This is a genomic window from Microbacterium phyllosphaerae, assembly GCF_017876435.1.
GTDB lineage: Bacteria > Actinomycetota > Actinomycetes > Actinomycetales > Microbacteriaceae > Microbacterium > Microbacterium phyllosphaerae.
In genome coordinates, this window is the sequence record NZ_JAGIOA010000001.1 from 547,543 (window position 1) to 562,000 (window position 14,458).

General features: G+C 66.4%; 13 protein-coding genes. 4 read left to right on the plus strand and 9 right to left on the minus strand.

Annotation, left to right across the window (positions count from 1 at the left end; genetic code table 11):
- Positions 1–27 precede the first annotated feature (27 nt).
- The 4 genes from JOF42_RS02605 to JOF42_RS02620 form a co-directional block, all read right to left on the minus strand.
- Positions 28–489 carry a DUF4411 family protein gene (locus JOF42_RS02605; protein ID WP_210096427.1) on the minus strand — a complete coding sequence of 154 codons (462 nt, stop codon included), beginning with the start codon at positions 487–489 and terminating at the stop codon, positions 28–30.
- The gene (locus tag JOF42_RS02610; protein ID WP_210096428.1) at positions 486–1,556 is read right to left on the minus strand and encodes an XRE family transcriptional regulator; all 1,071 of its coding nucleotides are present in this window, start codon (positions 1,554–1,556) and stop codon (positions 486–488) included. Before JOF42_RS02610 ends, JOF42_RS02605 begins: the two co-directional genes overlap by 4 nt.
- Positions 1,557–1,781: 225 nt before the next feature.
- Positions 1,782–2,837 carry an LLM class flavin-dependent oxidoreductase gene (locus tag JOF42_RS02615; RefSeq protein ID WP_210096429.1) on the minus strand — a complete coding sequence of 352 codons (1,056 nt, stop codon included), beginning with the start codon at positions 2,835–2,837 and terminating at the stop codon, positions 1,782–1,784.
- A 40-nt stretch (positions 2,838–2,877) separates the two neighbouring features.
- Complete coding sequence (locus JOF42_RS02620) at positions 2,878–4,416, minus strand: DUF7059 domain-containing protein (RefSeq protein ID WP_210096430.1); 1,539 nt, start codon at positions 4,414–4,416, stop codon at positions 2,878–2,880.
- Positions 4,417–4,514: 98 nt separating this feature from the next.
- Between JOF42_RS02620 and JOF42_RS02625 the strand changes: the two genes are divergently transcribed.
- From JOF42_RS02625 to trxA, 4 genes are all read left to right on the plus strand, one after another.
- Positions 4,515–6,659 carry a DUF6049 family protein gene (locus JOF42_RS02625; protein ID WP_210096431.1) on the plus strand — a complete coding sequence of 715 codons (2,145 nt, stop codon included), beginning with the start codon at positions 4,515–4,517 and terminating at the stop codon, positions 6,657–6,659.
- Complete coding sequence (gene murJ / locus JOF42_RS02630; protein ID WP_210096432.1) at positions 6,652–8,265, plus strand: murein biosynthesis integral membrane protein MurJ; 1,614 nt, start codon at positions 6,652–6,654, stop codon at positions 8,263–8,265. The genes JOF42_RS02625 and murJ overlap by 8 nt, the downstream gene beginning before the upstream one ends.
- Positions 8,266–8,353: 88 nt before the next feature.
- Positions 8,354–9,328 (plus strand): thioredoxin-disulfide reductase, encoded by a 975-nt coding sequence (gene trxB / locus JOF42_RS02635; protein WP_210096433.1) that lies wholly within the window; start codon positions 8,354–8,356, stop codon positions 9,326–9,328.
- Positions 9,329–9,395: 67 nt separating this feature from the next.
- Positions 9,396–9,719 (plus strand): thioredoxin, encoded by a 324-nt coding sequence (gene trxA, locus JOF42_RS02640; protein WP_042541543.1) that lies wholly within the window; start codon positions 9,396–9,398, stop codon positions 9,717–9,719.
- A 175-nt stretch (positions 9,720–9,894) separates the two neighbouring features.
- Here trxA and JOF42_RS02645 read toward each other — a convergent pair whose 3' ends face one another.
- From JOF42_RS02645 to JOF42_RS02665, 5 genes are all read right to left on the minus strand, one after another.
- Complete coding sequence (locus tag JOF42_RS02645; protein WP_210096434.1) at positions 9,895–10,422, minus strand: GrpB family protein; 528 nt, start codon at positions 10,420–10,422, stop codon at positions 9,895–9,897.
- Between the two features lie 13 nt (positions 10,423–10,435).
- Entirely contained in the window at positions 10,436–10,771 is a 336-nt protein-coding gene (locus JOF42_RS02650; protein WP_210096435.1) for a tryptophan synthase subunit alpha, read from the minus strand.
- Positions 10,772–10,780: 9 nt separating this feature from the next.
- Positions 10,781–12,229, minus strand: a complete 1,449-nt coding sequence (locus tag JOF42_RS02655) for a sugar porter family MFS transporter (RefSeq protein ID WP_210096436.1) — start codon at positions 12,227–12,229, stop codon at positions 10,781–10,783.
- A 62-nt stretch (positions 12,230–12,291) separates the two neighbouring features.
- Positions 12,292–13,260 (minus strand): ParB/RepB/Spo0J family partition protein, encoded by a 969-nt coding sequence (locus JOF42_RS02660; RefSeq protein ID WP_210096437.1) that lies wholly within the window; start codon positions 13,258–13,260, stop codon positions 12,292–12,294.
- The gene (locus tag JOF42_RS02665) at positions 13,260–14,186 is read right to left on the minus strand and encodes a ParA family protein (RefSeq protein ID WP_210096438.1); all 927 of its coding nucleotides are present in this window, start codon (positions 14,184–14,186) and stop codon (positions 13,260–13,262) included. The genes JOF42_RS02660 and JOF42_RS02665 overlap by 1 nt, the downstream gene beginning before the upstream one ends.
- Positions 14,187–14,458 lie beyond the last annotated feature (272 nt).

The window sequence follows — 14,458 nt, forward strand, 5'->3', positions numbered from 1 at the left end:
CCGTCGCGACGCGTGGGTGCGGCGGCCTTAGAACTGCCAGCCGTAGGCGCGGATGTAGTCGAAGAACTTGATGGTTCGTACCCGATGCTCGTCGGCGATGTTGGGGATCTTCTGATTCTTGTCCTCAGCTCCCGGACCCTTGCGGTTCTCTTCCGAGACGATCGTGGACTGCTCCGCCTTCGCGTGCGCGATCACGAAAGGATCTGCCTCGTTAAGTTGTCCCTGAACCCATCCTGGGTGAGCAGCACCGATCTGAGCGACGGTGACCAGTTCCTCATCAGTAATGGAACAGACGAACCCCTGGAGGTTCTTCGCCCAGTCATGGAGGTCATCGCCGCCCCGATGTACCTCGCGGAGGATCGCCTCGCAAATACAGCTCTCTCCAGCTGCGACTGTTGCTTCGATGCTGTCCCACATCGCAGGAAAGATGTCCCGGGGGTATCGCTGTATCAATCCGATCAGAATGTTGGTGTCGAGGGTGTAGCTCATTCGGCACCACCTGTTCGGTAGTACTCGCTGAGCATCTGCTCAACCATCGGAAGCCGAGCATTGAGTAGGTAGGTAGCGTCGACGAGGTCAACCCGGCGATCTTCCAGAGCCCGAGCAACTGTGCCGATGTAAGAGGATCCGAGATCGCGGTACCGGAGCCGCCATGGGGGGACGAAGCCATCCTTCTGCTTCAGGGCTTCTCGCGCTCGTTCCCAGGTCTCTTCGCTGGCCGTCCGAACTTCATCGAGGTCCTCATCATCGATGAAATCGAGACGACGGAGGCGCACCGCGGCAGCGAGGTTGCTGACCTTGAAGTGCCGGGCAAGGTGCTCAGAGGCCGCGAATGGATCATCCGCGTACTTCAGGTTGGTTCGGACCGCAGCCTCCGGCATGAGGAAGTTCGCCGCGAAGTTGTTGGCGATGGCCTCTTCGTCGACCGTCTCCCGTAGAACGCATAGCCCGCTGGTTCTATTGATGAGGTGGGCAACCTCATGGAACAGAGTGAATGTTCTACCCGCCGGGCTATCCCCGCCGTTCACCATCACAACAGGGAGTTCCTCGTGATGTACAGAAAGCCCGCGGAAGGTTTCGAGGGAGATCTTCGTGGTCTGGAAAACCAACACACCATGCTCTTCAAGCAAGCCACGCCAGAAGTTGAAGACCTGACTATTGGCGGACTCTGGAGGGACGAAGACATCTGTGAGCCCGAACTGCCTTCTCAGCTCCCGCGCCCGGACAGGAATGTTGCTCCAGCCGATTGCGCCCCCGTTCAGCTTCCGCTCCGGCCGCCCGCCGAGATCCAGCATGGCGTCTCGGTGCTGCTCAGCTCGACGCATCTCCTTCGCTAGATCGGCGGGGAGGCTGGCATGTGCGCGACCTCTGAAGTCCGCGGTATCCGGCACATCAGGGACAGCGGGCGGGGGCGCGAAAAAGAAGCCGAGCGGTCTGTCGAGCTTGGTGGCGAGGAGCGTGAGCTGCCGAAATGTCGGGAGGGCGTCGCCACTCTCAAATTCTTCAACGCGAGTGGGCTTGACCCCGACGGCGTGAGCGAGGTCTTCCGTGCTCACATGATTGACCTCGCGCGCCCAGCTGAGAGTCAAGGGATTGATGGGCGCTCTCGCCATCGCTCCACCTCCTGGCCCCCGGGCGGGCTGCATGCCGCCGAATGGTTGTCATTCTATGGGTACCCCACCGACGAACCCAGGTGCTCGGGCACTTGAGGCCCACAGACTGCGATCTCAGGCTGTTTCGACGCCTTGCTTTAATGCCCCGTCGTCATCCAGGAAGAGGCCTCAGATCGCGTATCCCTCGACGCGGCCCTCGGTGTTCGGCTTCCACCCGAGCGCCGGCGCGACGTGCGTCGCGAACGATTCGAGCACGTGCAGGTTGTACGCCGGGCCGAGCTGGTTCGGGATCGTCAGCAGCAGGGTGTCGGCAGACATGACCGCCTCGTCGGCGAGCAGCTGCTGGATGAGCACGTCGGGCTCGGCCGCGTAGGTCTTGCCGAACGTCGAACGGTAGCCGTCGATGATGCCGATCTGGTCGGCGTTCTCCTCGCTCCGCAGTCCGAAGTACGCCCTGTCCATGTCGGACACCAGCGGGAAGACGCTGCGGCTCACAGAGACACGCGGAGTGCCGGTGTGCCCTGCCTCTTTGTAGGCGGAGCGGAAGAGGTCGATCTGTTCACGCTGCAGCTGGTGGAACGGCACGCCGGTCGCTTCGGTGAGAAGCGTCGAGCTCATCATGTTGAGCCCCTTGCGTCCGGTCTCCTCGGCGGTCGCACGAGAACCCGAACCCCACCAGATGTGGTCGCGCAGCGTCGGCGACTGCGGTTCGATCGCGAGATACCGACCCGCCCCGACCATGCGGGGGTCACCGGGGGCGAGGCCCTCGCCGTCGATCGCACGGAGGAAGAGGTCGAACTTCTCGCGTGCGATCACGCTTCCCCGCTCGGGATCTTCCTCGTCATGGAATCCGAACGTCTCGTAGCCGCGCAGGGCCGTCTCGGGTGAACCACGGCTCACGCCGAGCGCGATTCGCCCGTCGGCGATCAGGTCGAGGGCCGCAGCTTCTTCCGCGAACTGGAACGGGTTCTCATAGCGCATGTCGATCACGCCGGTGCCGACCTCGATGCGCTTCGTGCGCGCAGCCATGGCCGACAGCAGGGGCATGGGCGATGCCGCCTGCCGCGCCCAGTGGTGCACACGCACCGATGCGCCGTTGACGCCGATCTCGTCGGCGCCCTCAGCGATCTCGATGGTCTGCTTCAGCATGTCTCCCGCGGTGCGGGTCGCCGAACCGGGCACGTCGGCGTAGTGCCCGAAGGAGAGGAATCCGAAAGCCTTCATGGTGTATTCGAACGCATAGATACTGCCGAGTATTCCTGCATCACTCCCCCGTCACCAGCAGTCCGTCGAGAACGAGCTGGCGGATGCGCGGCTCGAGGTCGGCCCAGAGGTCGACGAGAGGGACCTCGAACAGGTCGGCCAGGGCCGCGACGATCTGCATGACGGTGAGGTCTCCGTCGCAGGCGCCGACGAAGGCGGCGAGCGCGGGGTCGACGGTGATCGTCCGCGCGAACCCTCCACCCTGACGGAGCTCGATGATGCTCGGGTCGTCATTGCCGGGCAGCAGGTGACGCGCCTCGGTGACGTCGGGGGCGGTGAAGAGAGTGGAGGGCAGGCCGTCGACGATCTGGTCGTGCGCGAGGAGCCCCGAGCGCAGCGCCCCTCCGACGTTCGACACGTGCTGCGAGAGGCGTTCGAGACGACGCAGCGGTGCACCCGGCGCGGATGCCGTCGGCCGACGCACCAGGATGTAGCCGAAGCCGACGGCGGTGACACCGCGTGCGGCGAAGTCGTCGAGCCAGGCGGAGAGCAGCGGAGTGAATGAGGAGTCGCGGGGAGTGGTGCCGCCGTCGCGGATCCAGAGTTCCGCATAGGCGAGCGGTGAGAGCTCCTCGCGCTGGATGACCCAGAGGTCGAGCTCTCCGGGCACCCACGATGACAGCCGATCGAGACCGACCCGGCCGGTCAGCTCGCGCTGGGCCCCGCGCGACTCCCAGTTGCCGAGCAGCTGGGCGACCCCGCCGGGGGTGAGGAACGAGGGGACGGCGCGCAGGAACTGCTCGACGAGCGCGTCCCCCACGAGGCCGCCGTCGCGGTACTCGTACTCGGGCACGCCCTCGGCGCGAGGGGTGATCACGAACGGCGGGTTCGACACGATCAGGTCGAACGCCTCGCCGTCGACGGGCTCGAACATGCTGCCGAGGCGGAACTCGATGTTCGAGACGCCGTTCAGCTGGGCGTTGAGCTCGGCGTAGGCGAGGGCTCGTGCAGAGATGTCGGTGGCGACCACCGCGCCCGCATGCCGCGCGACGAGGAGGGCCTGGATGCCGCAGCCGGTGCCGAGGTCCAGCGCACGATCGACCTCGATCGGCATGATGATCTCGGCGAGCGTGCGCGACGCACCACCCACACCGAGCACGTGGTCTGCAGGAAGCGCCCCGTCGAGCGCCACCTCGTCGAGGTCGCTGGCGATCCACCATTCGCCGATCCCGTCGGCATCCACGAACGACTGCGGACGCAGCAGCGCGGTGGGAACGACGTGATCGCCGTGGATCCGGGCCAGCCCCAGGGCCACCAGGCCGTCGACACCGAGGTGCGGCAGGGCCGATGCCACGGGGCCGGCGAGCTGCGGCATCCCGAGCACCAGGAGTCGTCCGAGGGTCGCGAGCACACCGTCGTCACCGGCGATCGCCCGCAGGATCGGCTCGCGCATTCCTCGCGCCAGGGCGTCGTCCTCCTCCTCGCCCCACAGGCGACGGAGCGGCTCCGAGCGGAAGTCTGCGGCATCCAGATCCGCCGCGAGTGCGGTGCTGCGGCGCGGATCGGGTACGGGCGTGAGGGTGTCGGACACGGCCGTCACTCTACGCGTGTTCAGGGTTCTCCTTCGGCCTGCCGCCTAGAATCACAGGGTCAGCACTCACGAACAGCCTGGGATCCCGGCGTTCGAGAAAGACTCCCATGACCGCGACCACCCCCGAGAACGGCCTCCGCACGCGCCTGCAGCGCCTGGCACGCGGAACCGTCATCTCGGCGATCGTTCTCGGCATGTGCGGGCTCGGTGCGACGAACGCCGTGGCGGCGAGCGACTCCGACACCGATGAGACCCCTGCCGCCGAGCTGTTCGTGTCGGCGGGGGTACGCGGGACCGTCTCTCCCGGCAGCGCCACGACGGCATCCCTGACGGTGCAGAACGATGCGACGTCGCAGCTGTCGGCCGGGCGCGTGACCGTCGAGCTGAACCGCACGCCTCTCACCGATGAGGCCGCCGTGACCACCTGGTTGGAGGATGCCGAGGCCACCGGCGCATTCGATCAGCTCGGTGCCGACACCACCGCGCCGGTCGAGCCCGAATCGTCCGTGACCTCGAGTCTGTTCATCCCCCCGGAGACACTCGGCGCCCTGGCTCCCGGCGTCTATGCGCTGCGAGCGACTCTCACGGGCGCGCAGCCCGACGGACAGGATGCCTCAGAGGCCGTGACCTCGACATCCGTGCTCGTGGTCTCCGCCGCCGCGAACCCGCCGGTCGCCGTCATGGTGCCGATCACGGCGACACCGGTCGACGGAGCTCTTCTCACTGCGGAGGAGCTGACCGCGCTCACCGCGCAGGACGGTTCGCTCACCGCCGTCCTCGAAGGCGTCCGCGGCACCTCGGCGATCCTCGCGATCGACCCGGCCATCGTCGCGTCGATCAAGGTCCTCGGATCTGCAGCACCCCAGAGCGCACAGGAGTGGCTGCAGCAGCTCGACGCACTGCCGAACGAGCGTTTCGCCCTGCAGTTCGGCGATGCGGATGCCACGACCCAGTCGCAGGCGGGTCTCCCCCAGCTCCTGCAGCCGACGACGCTCACTCCCTTCCTCACCCCGGCGAACTTCACCTCGCCTCCCGAAGAGACGCCCTCACCGACTCCCACTCCGACGGAGACTCCGAGCGAGGAGCCCGACCCTGCCGACGGCCCGGTGCTGCCGGACGATGCCGAGCTCACCGCCGTCGAAGGCGCCACTCCCGGCACCCTGTGGCCGCGCAGCGACGTCTCCGCCACGGACCTGGCGACCTTCGCCGCCTACCTGCCCGACGGCGCCGTCACGGTCCTGTCCTCGACGACGGTCAGCGGTGCCGTCGGCGCCCGCGCGACCGTCGGCGCACAGAACGTACTCGTGTCGGATGCGGCCACCTCCGATGCCCTGTCCGATGCCGCGAACGAAGAGGACCCCGCCCTTCGCCAGCGCTCGCTCGCAGAGGCCAGCGCTCACCTCTATCTGTCCGGCCAGGCGAGCCCCGGGACGCCTCGCCTCGTCGGCCTCGACCGTGACGAGACGCGCACCGCCGAGGCGCTGAACGACGCGATCGCCGCCGTCGACTCGCTCGGATTCGGACTCACGAGCGTGCTCGCCGCCGCTCCCACCGCCGTCACTCTGACCGCCGAGGCCGATGTCACGCGGGCGACGTCGCTGCAGCGGATGCTCGACAGCGAGGTCGTGCTCGGAGAGTTCGCGACGATCCTCGACGATCGCCAGCTCCTGCTGAGTCCCAAGCGCATCCAGATCATGCGCGCGACGGCGGTGGGCCTGAGCGAGGACCGATTCGATGAAGCGGTCGCAGCGGTGAACACCGCGACCACCGACACGCTCGCCTCCGTCGACATCCCCCCGGCGAGCACCATCCAGCTGCTCTCCGCCAATGCCGACCTGCCGTTCTCGGTGCGCAACGATCTGCCGTGGCCGGTGAACATCGAGCTCAGCGTCAAGCCCAGCGACCCGCGCCTCGATGTGCAGTCGGTGACCCCCTGGACGATCCAGCCCGGAACCACCACCAGGGTCAAGGTTCCCGTGTCCGCCCGCGTCGGCAGCGGCGAGGTCACCCTGGCGCTGCAGCTCTCGAGCCCCACCGGGGTGCCCATCAGCCAGCCGGAGACGGTCCGCGTCTCGGTGCGCGCCGAATGGGAGGCCATCGGACTCGGCGTCCTCGGCGCCCTCATCGTGCTGCTGCTCGGCCTGGGCATCATCCGCACCGTCCGCCGTCGACGCCGCGAAGCCCTCGCGCAGGACGCACCTGAACCGGATGCCGACGCGGATGCCGTCGCCGTCGAGGAGTCGAATGAGTAGTCTCGGTCGTGCCAGCGCCGTCATCGCTGCGGGCACCATGGTGTCTCGAGTCACCGGCCTGCTGCGCAGCATCGTACTCGTCGGCGTTCTCGGATCGATCTCGCAGGCTGCTGACGCTTTCACTGTGGCGAACCAGCTTCCCAACAGCGTGTTCCAGCTGATCTCGGTGGGTGTGCTGACAGCCGTGATCGTGCCGCAGATCGTGAAGGCCACTGCCAAGCCCGACGGCGGTGGCGCGTTCATCTCGAAGATGTTCACGCTCGGTGTCGTGGTGCTCCTGATCTGCACCGCGATCGCCATGCTCGCGGCTCCCGGCCTCGTGTTGCTCGCGACATCCGACAAGCAGCAGGAACTGCGCGCCCTCGCGACGGCGCTGGCCTACTGGTGCCTGCCTCAGATCCTCTTCTATGGCATCTACGCGCTGCTCGGCGAGACGCTCAACGCGCGTCGCATCTTCGGCCCGTTCACGTGGGCGCCAGTCGTCAACAACGTCGTGTCGATCGCGGGCTTCCTCGCGCTCGGCGCTCTGTTCGGCAACGTGCCCACGAGGGCCGCGGCCTGGACGCCCGAGATGACCGCCATGCTCGGCGGCACCGCCACACTCGGCATCGTGCTTCAGGCGCTCGTGCTGCTCGTGTTCTGGCGACGCACCGGCCTCTCGCTGCGCCCGGACTTCCGCTGGCGCGGCGCCGGTCTCGGCACCGTCGGACGACTCGCCGGGTGGACGCTGCTGATGGCCCTCGCCGGCATCGCCGCGGGATTCTTCCAGACCAGCATCGCCACGGCCGTCTCCGGTACCGACGCCTCCACGACTGTGATGGCGAACGCCTGGCTCGTCTTCATGCTCCCGTATTCGGTCATCGTGCTGTCGATTGGAACGCCCTACTTCACGCAGATCAGTGAGCATGCGGCGGCCGGCCGCGACGACGAGGTTCGAGCGGACATCAGCCGCAGCATCCGCACCCTGGTGTTCTTCATCATGGCTGCGATCGCCGCCGTCGCCGCCGCCACGCTTCCAGCATCGCGCGTGTTCACCCGATCTGTCGACGAGAGCTTCGCGGCGGCTCCGGTGCTCATCGCGTACCTCATCGGGCTCCTCCCGCTCACGATCCTCTTCATCGTCCAGCGCACCTTCTATGCCTACGACGACACACGCACGCCGTTCTGGTTCACGATCTTCCAGTGCACTCTTGTCGTCGGCACGGCCCTGCTCGCGTCGTTCCTCTACGCCGCCGACGTCCTCCCCGCCAGCCTTCTGGCCGCCGCCGTCGCTCTCGGGCAATCGATCGCAAGCACGCTGCAGACACTTCTCGCCATCTGGTTGCTGCACCGCAAGATCGGCGGCCTCCGGATCGGATCCTGGATGCTGGCGATCGGTCGGTTCGCTCTCGCGGCGATCCCCGCCGGCGCCGCCGGGTGGGGCGTCTTCCTGCTCATGGGCGGCGACGACGGCTGGACCCTGCAGAGTCAACTCTTCGGCGCCCTCGGCACGTGCATCATCGGCGCCGCCGTGGTGGTCGTCTACATCGGCATCCTGGCACTCCTCCGTGCGCCCGAGCTCAAGGTCGCGGGCTCCATGCTGCGGCGCTTCCTGCCCGGTCGCTGAGCATCCACGCGCGGGAATGTCGCGCGGTTACCATTGGTTGAAGCAGTCGAACGTCTTTCGGCGTCTCAGCATCTACGACGGAGAGCACATGCGTCAGGTCATCATCATCGGTTCCGGTCCTGCCGGATTCACCGCCGCCATCTACGCGGCGCGCGCGAACCTCAAGCCGCTGCTCATCGCGAGCACGGTCGAGGTCGGCGGAGAGCTGATGAACACCACCGAGGTCGAGAACTACCCGGGCTTCCCCGACGGGATCCAGGGGCCCGAGCTCATGGCGAAGTTCCAGGAGCAGGCTGAGAAGTTCGGTACCGAGGTCGTCTACGACGATGTCACCGAGCTCGATCTCGCCGGTCCCGTCAAGAAGGTCACGCTCGGCAGCGGAACCGTCCACGAGACCCAGTCGCTCATCTACGCGACCGGCTCGGCCTACCGCAAGCTGGGCATCGAGGGCGAAGAGCGTCTCTCGGGCTACGGCGTCTCGTGGTGCGCCACGTGCGACGGCTTCTTCTTCCGGGAGAAGACGATCGCGGTCGTCGGCGGCGGCGACTCTGCGATGGAAGAGGCGACGTTCCTCACCCGCTTCGCGGAGAAGGTCTACGTCATCCACCGCAAGGACTCCCTGCGTGCCTCGAAGATCATGCAGGAGCGTGCCTTCGCGAACGAGAAGATCGAGTTCGTGTGGAACAGCGAGGTCGCCGAGATCCTCGGTGGCGACGCCGTCTCGGGCGTCCAGCTGCGCAACACGCTCGACGGCACGCTCAGCGACCTCGCCCTCGACGGCCTGTTCATCGCGATCGGCAACGACCCGCGTACGCACCTCGTGCACGACAAGCTCGAGCTCACGGCCGAGGGAACCATCTGGGTCGACGGCCGTTCGTCGAAGACCTCGGTTCCCGGCGTCTTCGCCGCCGGCGACGTCATCGACCCCACCTACCGCCAGGCCATCACCGCTGCCGGATCCGGCACAGTCGCGGCCCTCGACGCCGAGCACTTCCTCGCGGATCTCGAGGATGCCTCCGTCGAGTTCCCGGCAGCGGAAGCCGCCGAGATCATCACCGCCTGAGCGGTCGGGAACAGTTTCACCTCGCCCGCTGTTGTAGCAGGCGAACCTCGAATCAAGGAGAACTCTGATGAGTGCAAAGGCTACGAGCCAGGCGACCTGGGAGCAGGACGTTCTGCAGGCCGAAGGTCCCGTCCTCGTGGACTTCTGGGCCGAGTGGTGCGGACCGTGTCGTATGGTCGCCCCCGTTCTGGACCAGATCCAGGCGGACAACCCCGACAAGATCACCATCCTCAAGCTGAACGTGGACGAGAACCCGCAGCTGGCGATGAAGTACCAGATCACCTCGATCCCCGCGATGAAGGTGTTCCAGGGCGGTGAGGTCAAGACGACCATCATCGGCGCCAAGCCGAAGCCGGCCCTCGAGCAGGATCTCGCAGCCTTCATCGGCTGATCAGGCTTCTTCAAGGCCGTCACCCCTCGGGGTGGCGGCCTTTCTGCATCCCAGTCTCCGAAACCCGGCCCGTCCCGCGGACCCTGTCCCGTTCTGCGGACGAATCCGGCCAGCACGCAGGCAGATCGGGGCACCGTCCGCAGATCGGGACGCGGCGTTCCTGCGGCCCGCGACCCTACTTGTCGTACACCGGCACAGACGGCAGCCCGCGAGCGATTCGGGCGCGATCGACGATCTCCTGGATCACCGGGGTCTTGGCCGCGTTGTACGTCGAACGCCCCCGCGCAGCGGCCGCCACCGCATCGCACTTCGCATGCGAGTACCGCTCCACATCATCCGGGTGCGCGCGCAGCCAGTCTCGGAGGATCCGCTGGTTCGCGGCATCCCATTCCCCCGCGACGAAGAAGTGCGCGATCGCGCTGCGGATGCCGTCGGCTTCGCGAATCATGACGGGATGCGTGCGCACGGCGCTGCCCCGTCGCCATCCTGCGGCCTCCAGCGCCGGCAGGTGCGTCTCGAACTCCTCGAGATCACGGATCCTGATCGCCAGGTCGATGACGGGCTTCGCCCGCATCCCCGGGATGGCCGTCGACCCGATGTGCTCGATCACCCAGTCGGCATCCGTCTGACCGCGGATCTCAGCGGCGATGCTCGCAAACTGATCCGCCCAGGCGGGGTCGTAGGTGAGAAGCATCCTGGGCATCGCGACAGGATCCTCAGGACGCGTCGGCGACCGTCGGGTCCCAGCGGCGATGGCGCTGCTTCTCGTCGAGCAGACCCCACACGGCCGGTGTGAGCTCCGGATACTCCAGGGCGATCTGACGCAGCACGCGATAGTGGCGTGCCTCATTCGGGCGCACACCGTCGTTCGCGTTGATGTTGTCGGCGCGCAGCAGGTACACCACGAGCTCGTCGACGCTCGGCAGCTCCTCCATGAACTCCCAGGGATCCTCTCCGCTGAGAAGACGCTCCTGAATGAGCACCGCGAGTTCGTCCGACGCCTCTGCTCGCAGCACTTCCAGGCTGGCGCGACGGGGAACGTGCTCGGTCATGCTCCCAGCCTACGTGGCCTTGCGGGTGCCCCGGCGCTCCACCTTCAGCTCGTCGGTCATCTCTTCGAGCTCCTTGCCCTTGGTCTCGGGAACCTTGAAGTACACGAAGAAGAACGACAGCAGAGCGAAGAACGCGTAGAAGCCGTAGGCGAATGTGAGGCCGATGTCGGCGAAGATCGGGAACGTCGTCGAGATGAAGAAGTTCGCCGCCCACTGGGCTGCCGCAGCGACCGCGAGGGCTCCTGCACGGATGGAGTTCGGGAAGATCTCTCCCAGAAGCACCCAGACGAGCGGCCCCCATGTGGCCCCGAAGAACACCACGAAGCCGTTCGCGCAGATGAGCGCCACAGTGGCCCACGGGTCGGGCAGAGTCGCAGTGCCTTCGGCGTTCAGCGTGCCGAACGAGAAGGCGACGGCCATCAGGCCGAGCGTCACCGTCATGCCCACCGAACCGACGAGCAGCATGATGCGGCGTCCGACCTTGTCGACGAGCAGGATCGCCACGATCGTCACGACGATGTTCGTCACCGAGGTGATGACCGAGGTGAGCAATGCGCTGGACTCGTCGAATCCGACCGACTGCCACAGCGTCGTGGAGTAATAGAAGATCACGTTGATGCCGACGAACTGCTGGAACACCGACAGCAGGATGCCGACCCACACGATGGGCTTCAGGCCCAGGCGGCTCCCCCGCAGGTCGCGCAGCGACTCCTTGCGCTCCGTGTCGATCGTGCTGGTGATCTCCTTGATCTTCGCGTCGACATCGACCGCTCCGGTCACCGTCTCGAGGACGTCAGCGGCCTTCTTCAGATCGCCCTTCCTCACGAGATATCGCGGTGATTCCGGAAGTCTGAGAGACATCAGCCCGTACACGAGCGCAGGGATCGCGGCGACCATGAACATCCAGCGCCAGGCCGTGAGCCCCCACAGCGGCTGATCGGCCGCTCCGGCGAGATTCGCGAGCAGAGCATCCGACAGCAGCGCCGCGAAGATACCCGTGACGATGGCGAGCTGCTGCAGTGAGCCCAGGCGTCCTCGGATGGCGGCCGGTGAGACTTCCGCGATGTACGCGGGAGCGATGACGGATGCCGCACCCACGCCGAGGCCGCCGATGACACGCCAGATGATGAGATCGACGACGCTGAAGGCGAGGCCGGAGCCGATCGCCGAGATGAAGAACATGGCCGCGGCGACGACCATCACGGGGATGCGTCCGCGCTTGTTCGCGATCGGTCCTGCGAACCACGCGCCCACCGCACAGCCGATGAGAGCCGACGAGACGGCGAAGCCCTTCAGTCCGACCCCGAGATCGAATCCTGAGACGTTTCCTGCGAGAGCGTCGACGGCGCCGTTGATCACGGCTGTGTCGAAGCCGAAGAGGAACCCGCCCAACGCTGCGGCGATGCTGACCGCTATGACGCGGCGTCGGACACCTTCTGGATTCAGCGGCTTTGACATGGCATCCCTCTCATCGTCGCGACCTGGCGAGTCTACGACCGCTCAGTCGCTCAGAGGCGGAATCACGCCGAGCCGTAGCCGGATTGCCCGATCTCCTCGAGAATGCGATTCAGATCCTGGATGGAAGCGAAATCGATGGTGACCTGCCCTTTTCGAGCACCGAGAGAGACCTTGACCCGCGTGTTGAGTCGGTCTCCGAGATTCGTCGCGACCTCGTCGAGGTAGGCACGGCGGGCTCCCGGCGTCGGCTTCGCGGTGCGCCCGGGAGCGGCGGGTTCGGTCTTCGCGGCGAGCTCCGTGGCTCGCACCGAGAGGTCTTCGTTGACGACCTTGTCGGCGAGACGCTGCATGGCCTCGGGCGTCTCGAGGCTGAGGATCGCGCGGGCGTGGCCGGCTGTCAGAACACCTGCGGCCACACGCTGCTGCACGGGAACCGGCAGCTTCAGAAGGCGGATCGTGTTGCTGATCTGCGGGCGCGAGCGGCCGATGCGGGTGGCCAGTTCTTCCTGCGTGATGCCGAAGTCCTCGAGGAGCTGCTGATAGGCGGATGCCTCTTCCAGAGGGTTCAGCTCAGACCGGTGGAGGTTCTCGAGAAGCGCGTCGCGCAGGAGATCCTCGTCGGCGGTTTCACGGACGACGGCGGGGATGGCCGCCAGGCCGGCCTCACGGGCAGCACGCGTACGCCGCTCTCCCATGATGAGCTCGTACTCACCCTCGGTGTTCTTGCGGACGACCACGGGCTGCAGCACGCCGAACTCCCGGACGCTGTGCACAAGCTCAGCGAGGTCTTCGGGGTTGAAGTGCGTGCGCGGCTGACGAGGGTTCGGAACGATCTTCAGAGGATCGATCTGGATCAGGTGGATGCCCGGCACCACCTCGAGGTCGGCCTCGGCGGCGGGCTGATCGCTGGTCTGCTCCGTCGCCGGGCGCAGGTTCGCGCCGGGGAAGAACACATCCACAGGCCGCTCAGACTGATCCGCGGTGGGGATGAGGGCACCGATGCCCCGGCCCAGTCCAGTGCGCTTCGCCATCATTTCTCCTTGCTCTGCGTCGCCGTCCGCGACGCGATCTCGACAGCGGCTTCGCGATAGGCGACAGCGCCGGCGGATTGCCCATCGTAGGCGATCACGGTCTGACCGAAACTCGGTGCCTCCGACACCCGCACAGAGCGCGGGATGACGGTGTCGAGCACCTGGTCGGGGAAGTGGGTGCGAACCTCGTCAGCGACCTGCTGCGCCAAGCGCGTGCGTCCGTCGAACATGGTCAGCAGGATCGTGGACAAGTGGAGCCCCGGATTCAGGTGCTTCTGGATCATCTGGATGCTGCCGAGAAGCTGGCTCAGTCCCTCGAGCGCGTAGTACTCGCACTGGATCGGGATGAAGACCTCGTTCGCCGCGGTGAACGCGTTGATCGTGAGGAGGCCCAAAGACGGCGGGCAGTCGATGATCACGAAGTCCATCGGGTGGGCGTCGAGGTACTCCCCCAGGGCACTGCGCAGACGGTGCTCGCGTGCGACCTGTGAGACGAGTTCGATCTCGGCTCCAGCGAGGTGAATCGTGCTCGGTGCGCAGAAGAGATTCTCATCTTCTGGGCTCTGCTGCACGATCTCCGCGAGAGGAAGCTCCTCGATCAGGACGTCATAGATACTCTGCGTGTCGGCGTTGTGTGGGACCCCCAGCGCCGTGGAGGCGTTTCCCTGCGGATCGAGGTCGATCACGAGGACCTTCGCCCCGAGTCCAGCCAGAGCTGAAGCGACGTTGACTGCACTGGTCGTCTTACCGACGCCGCCCTTCTGGTTGGAGACCGTCAGGATGCGAGTGTCTCCGCTGAAGTCGATGCTGACTGACTCGAGCACTCGGCGGCGAGCTGAGAGATCGGCGAGTTCCCGCGCGAGCGGCGTATCCATCCCGAAGGAGTCCTTCGGTGATGCCTTTTCGGGCTGTTTCACGTGAAACATCCACTCCTTTCGGGGCCGTGTTCCACTCTAATCGCTGTGGCGGACGTTCCTTGCTGCGGACCGGGATTGCGGGTCACGAAGGCTTCACTCCCTTCGCTGTGGTGCCGCCGACCCGCGGAGTGAACCGAGCCTGACCCGTGTTCTCGGGGTGTGTCTCGGGTGGCCTCCGTGGCTCGGCGCGTACGCGGGCCAACCGGGTGCGTGGACGACCCGCTGCCACGCATCCCGTGGCATTTCGACGGCCGCGATCGCGGCCGTCGCTGGGCGTGACA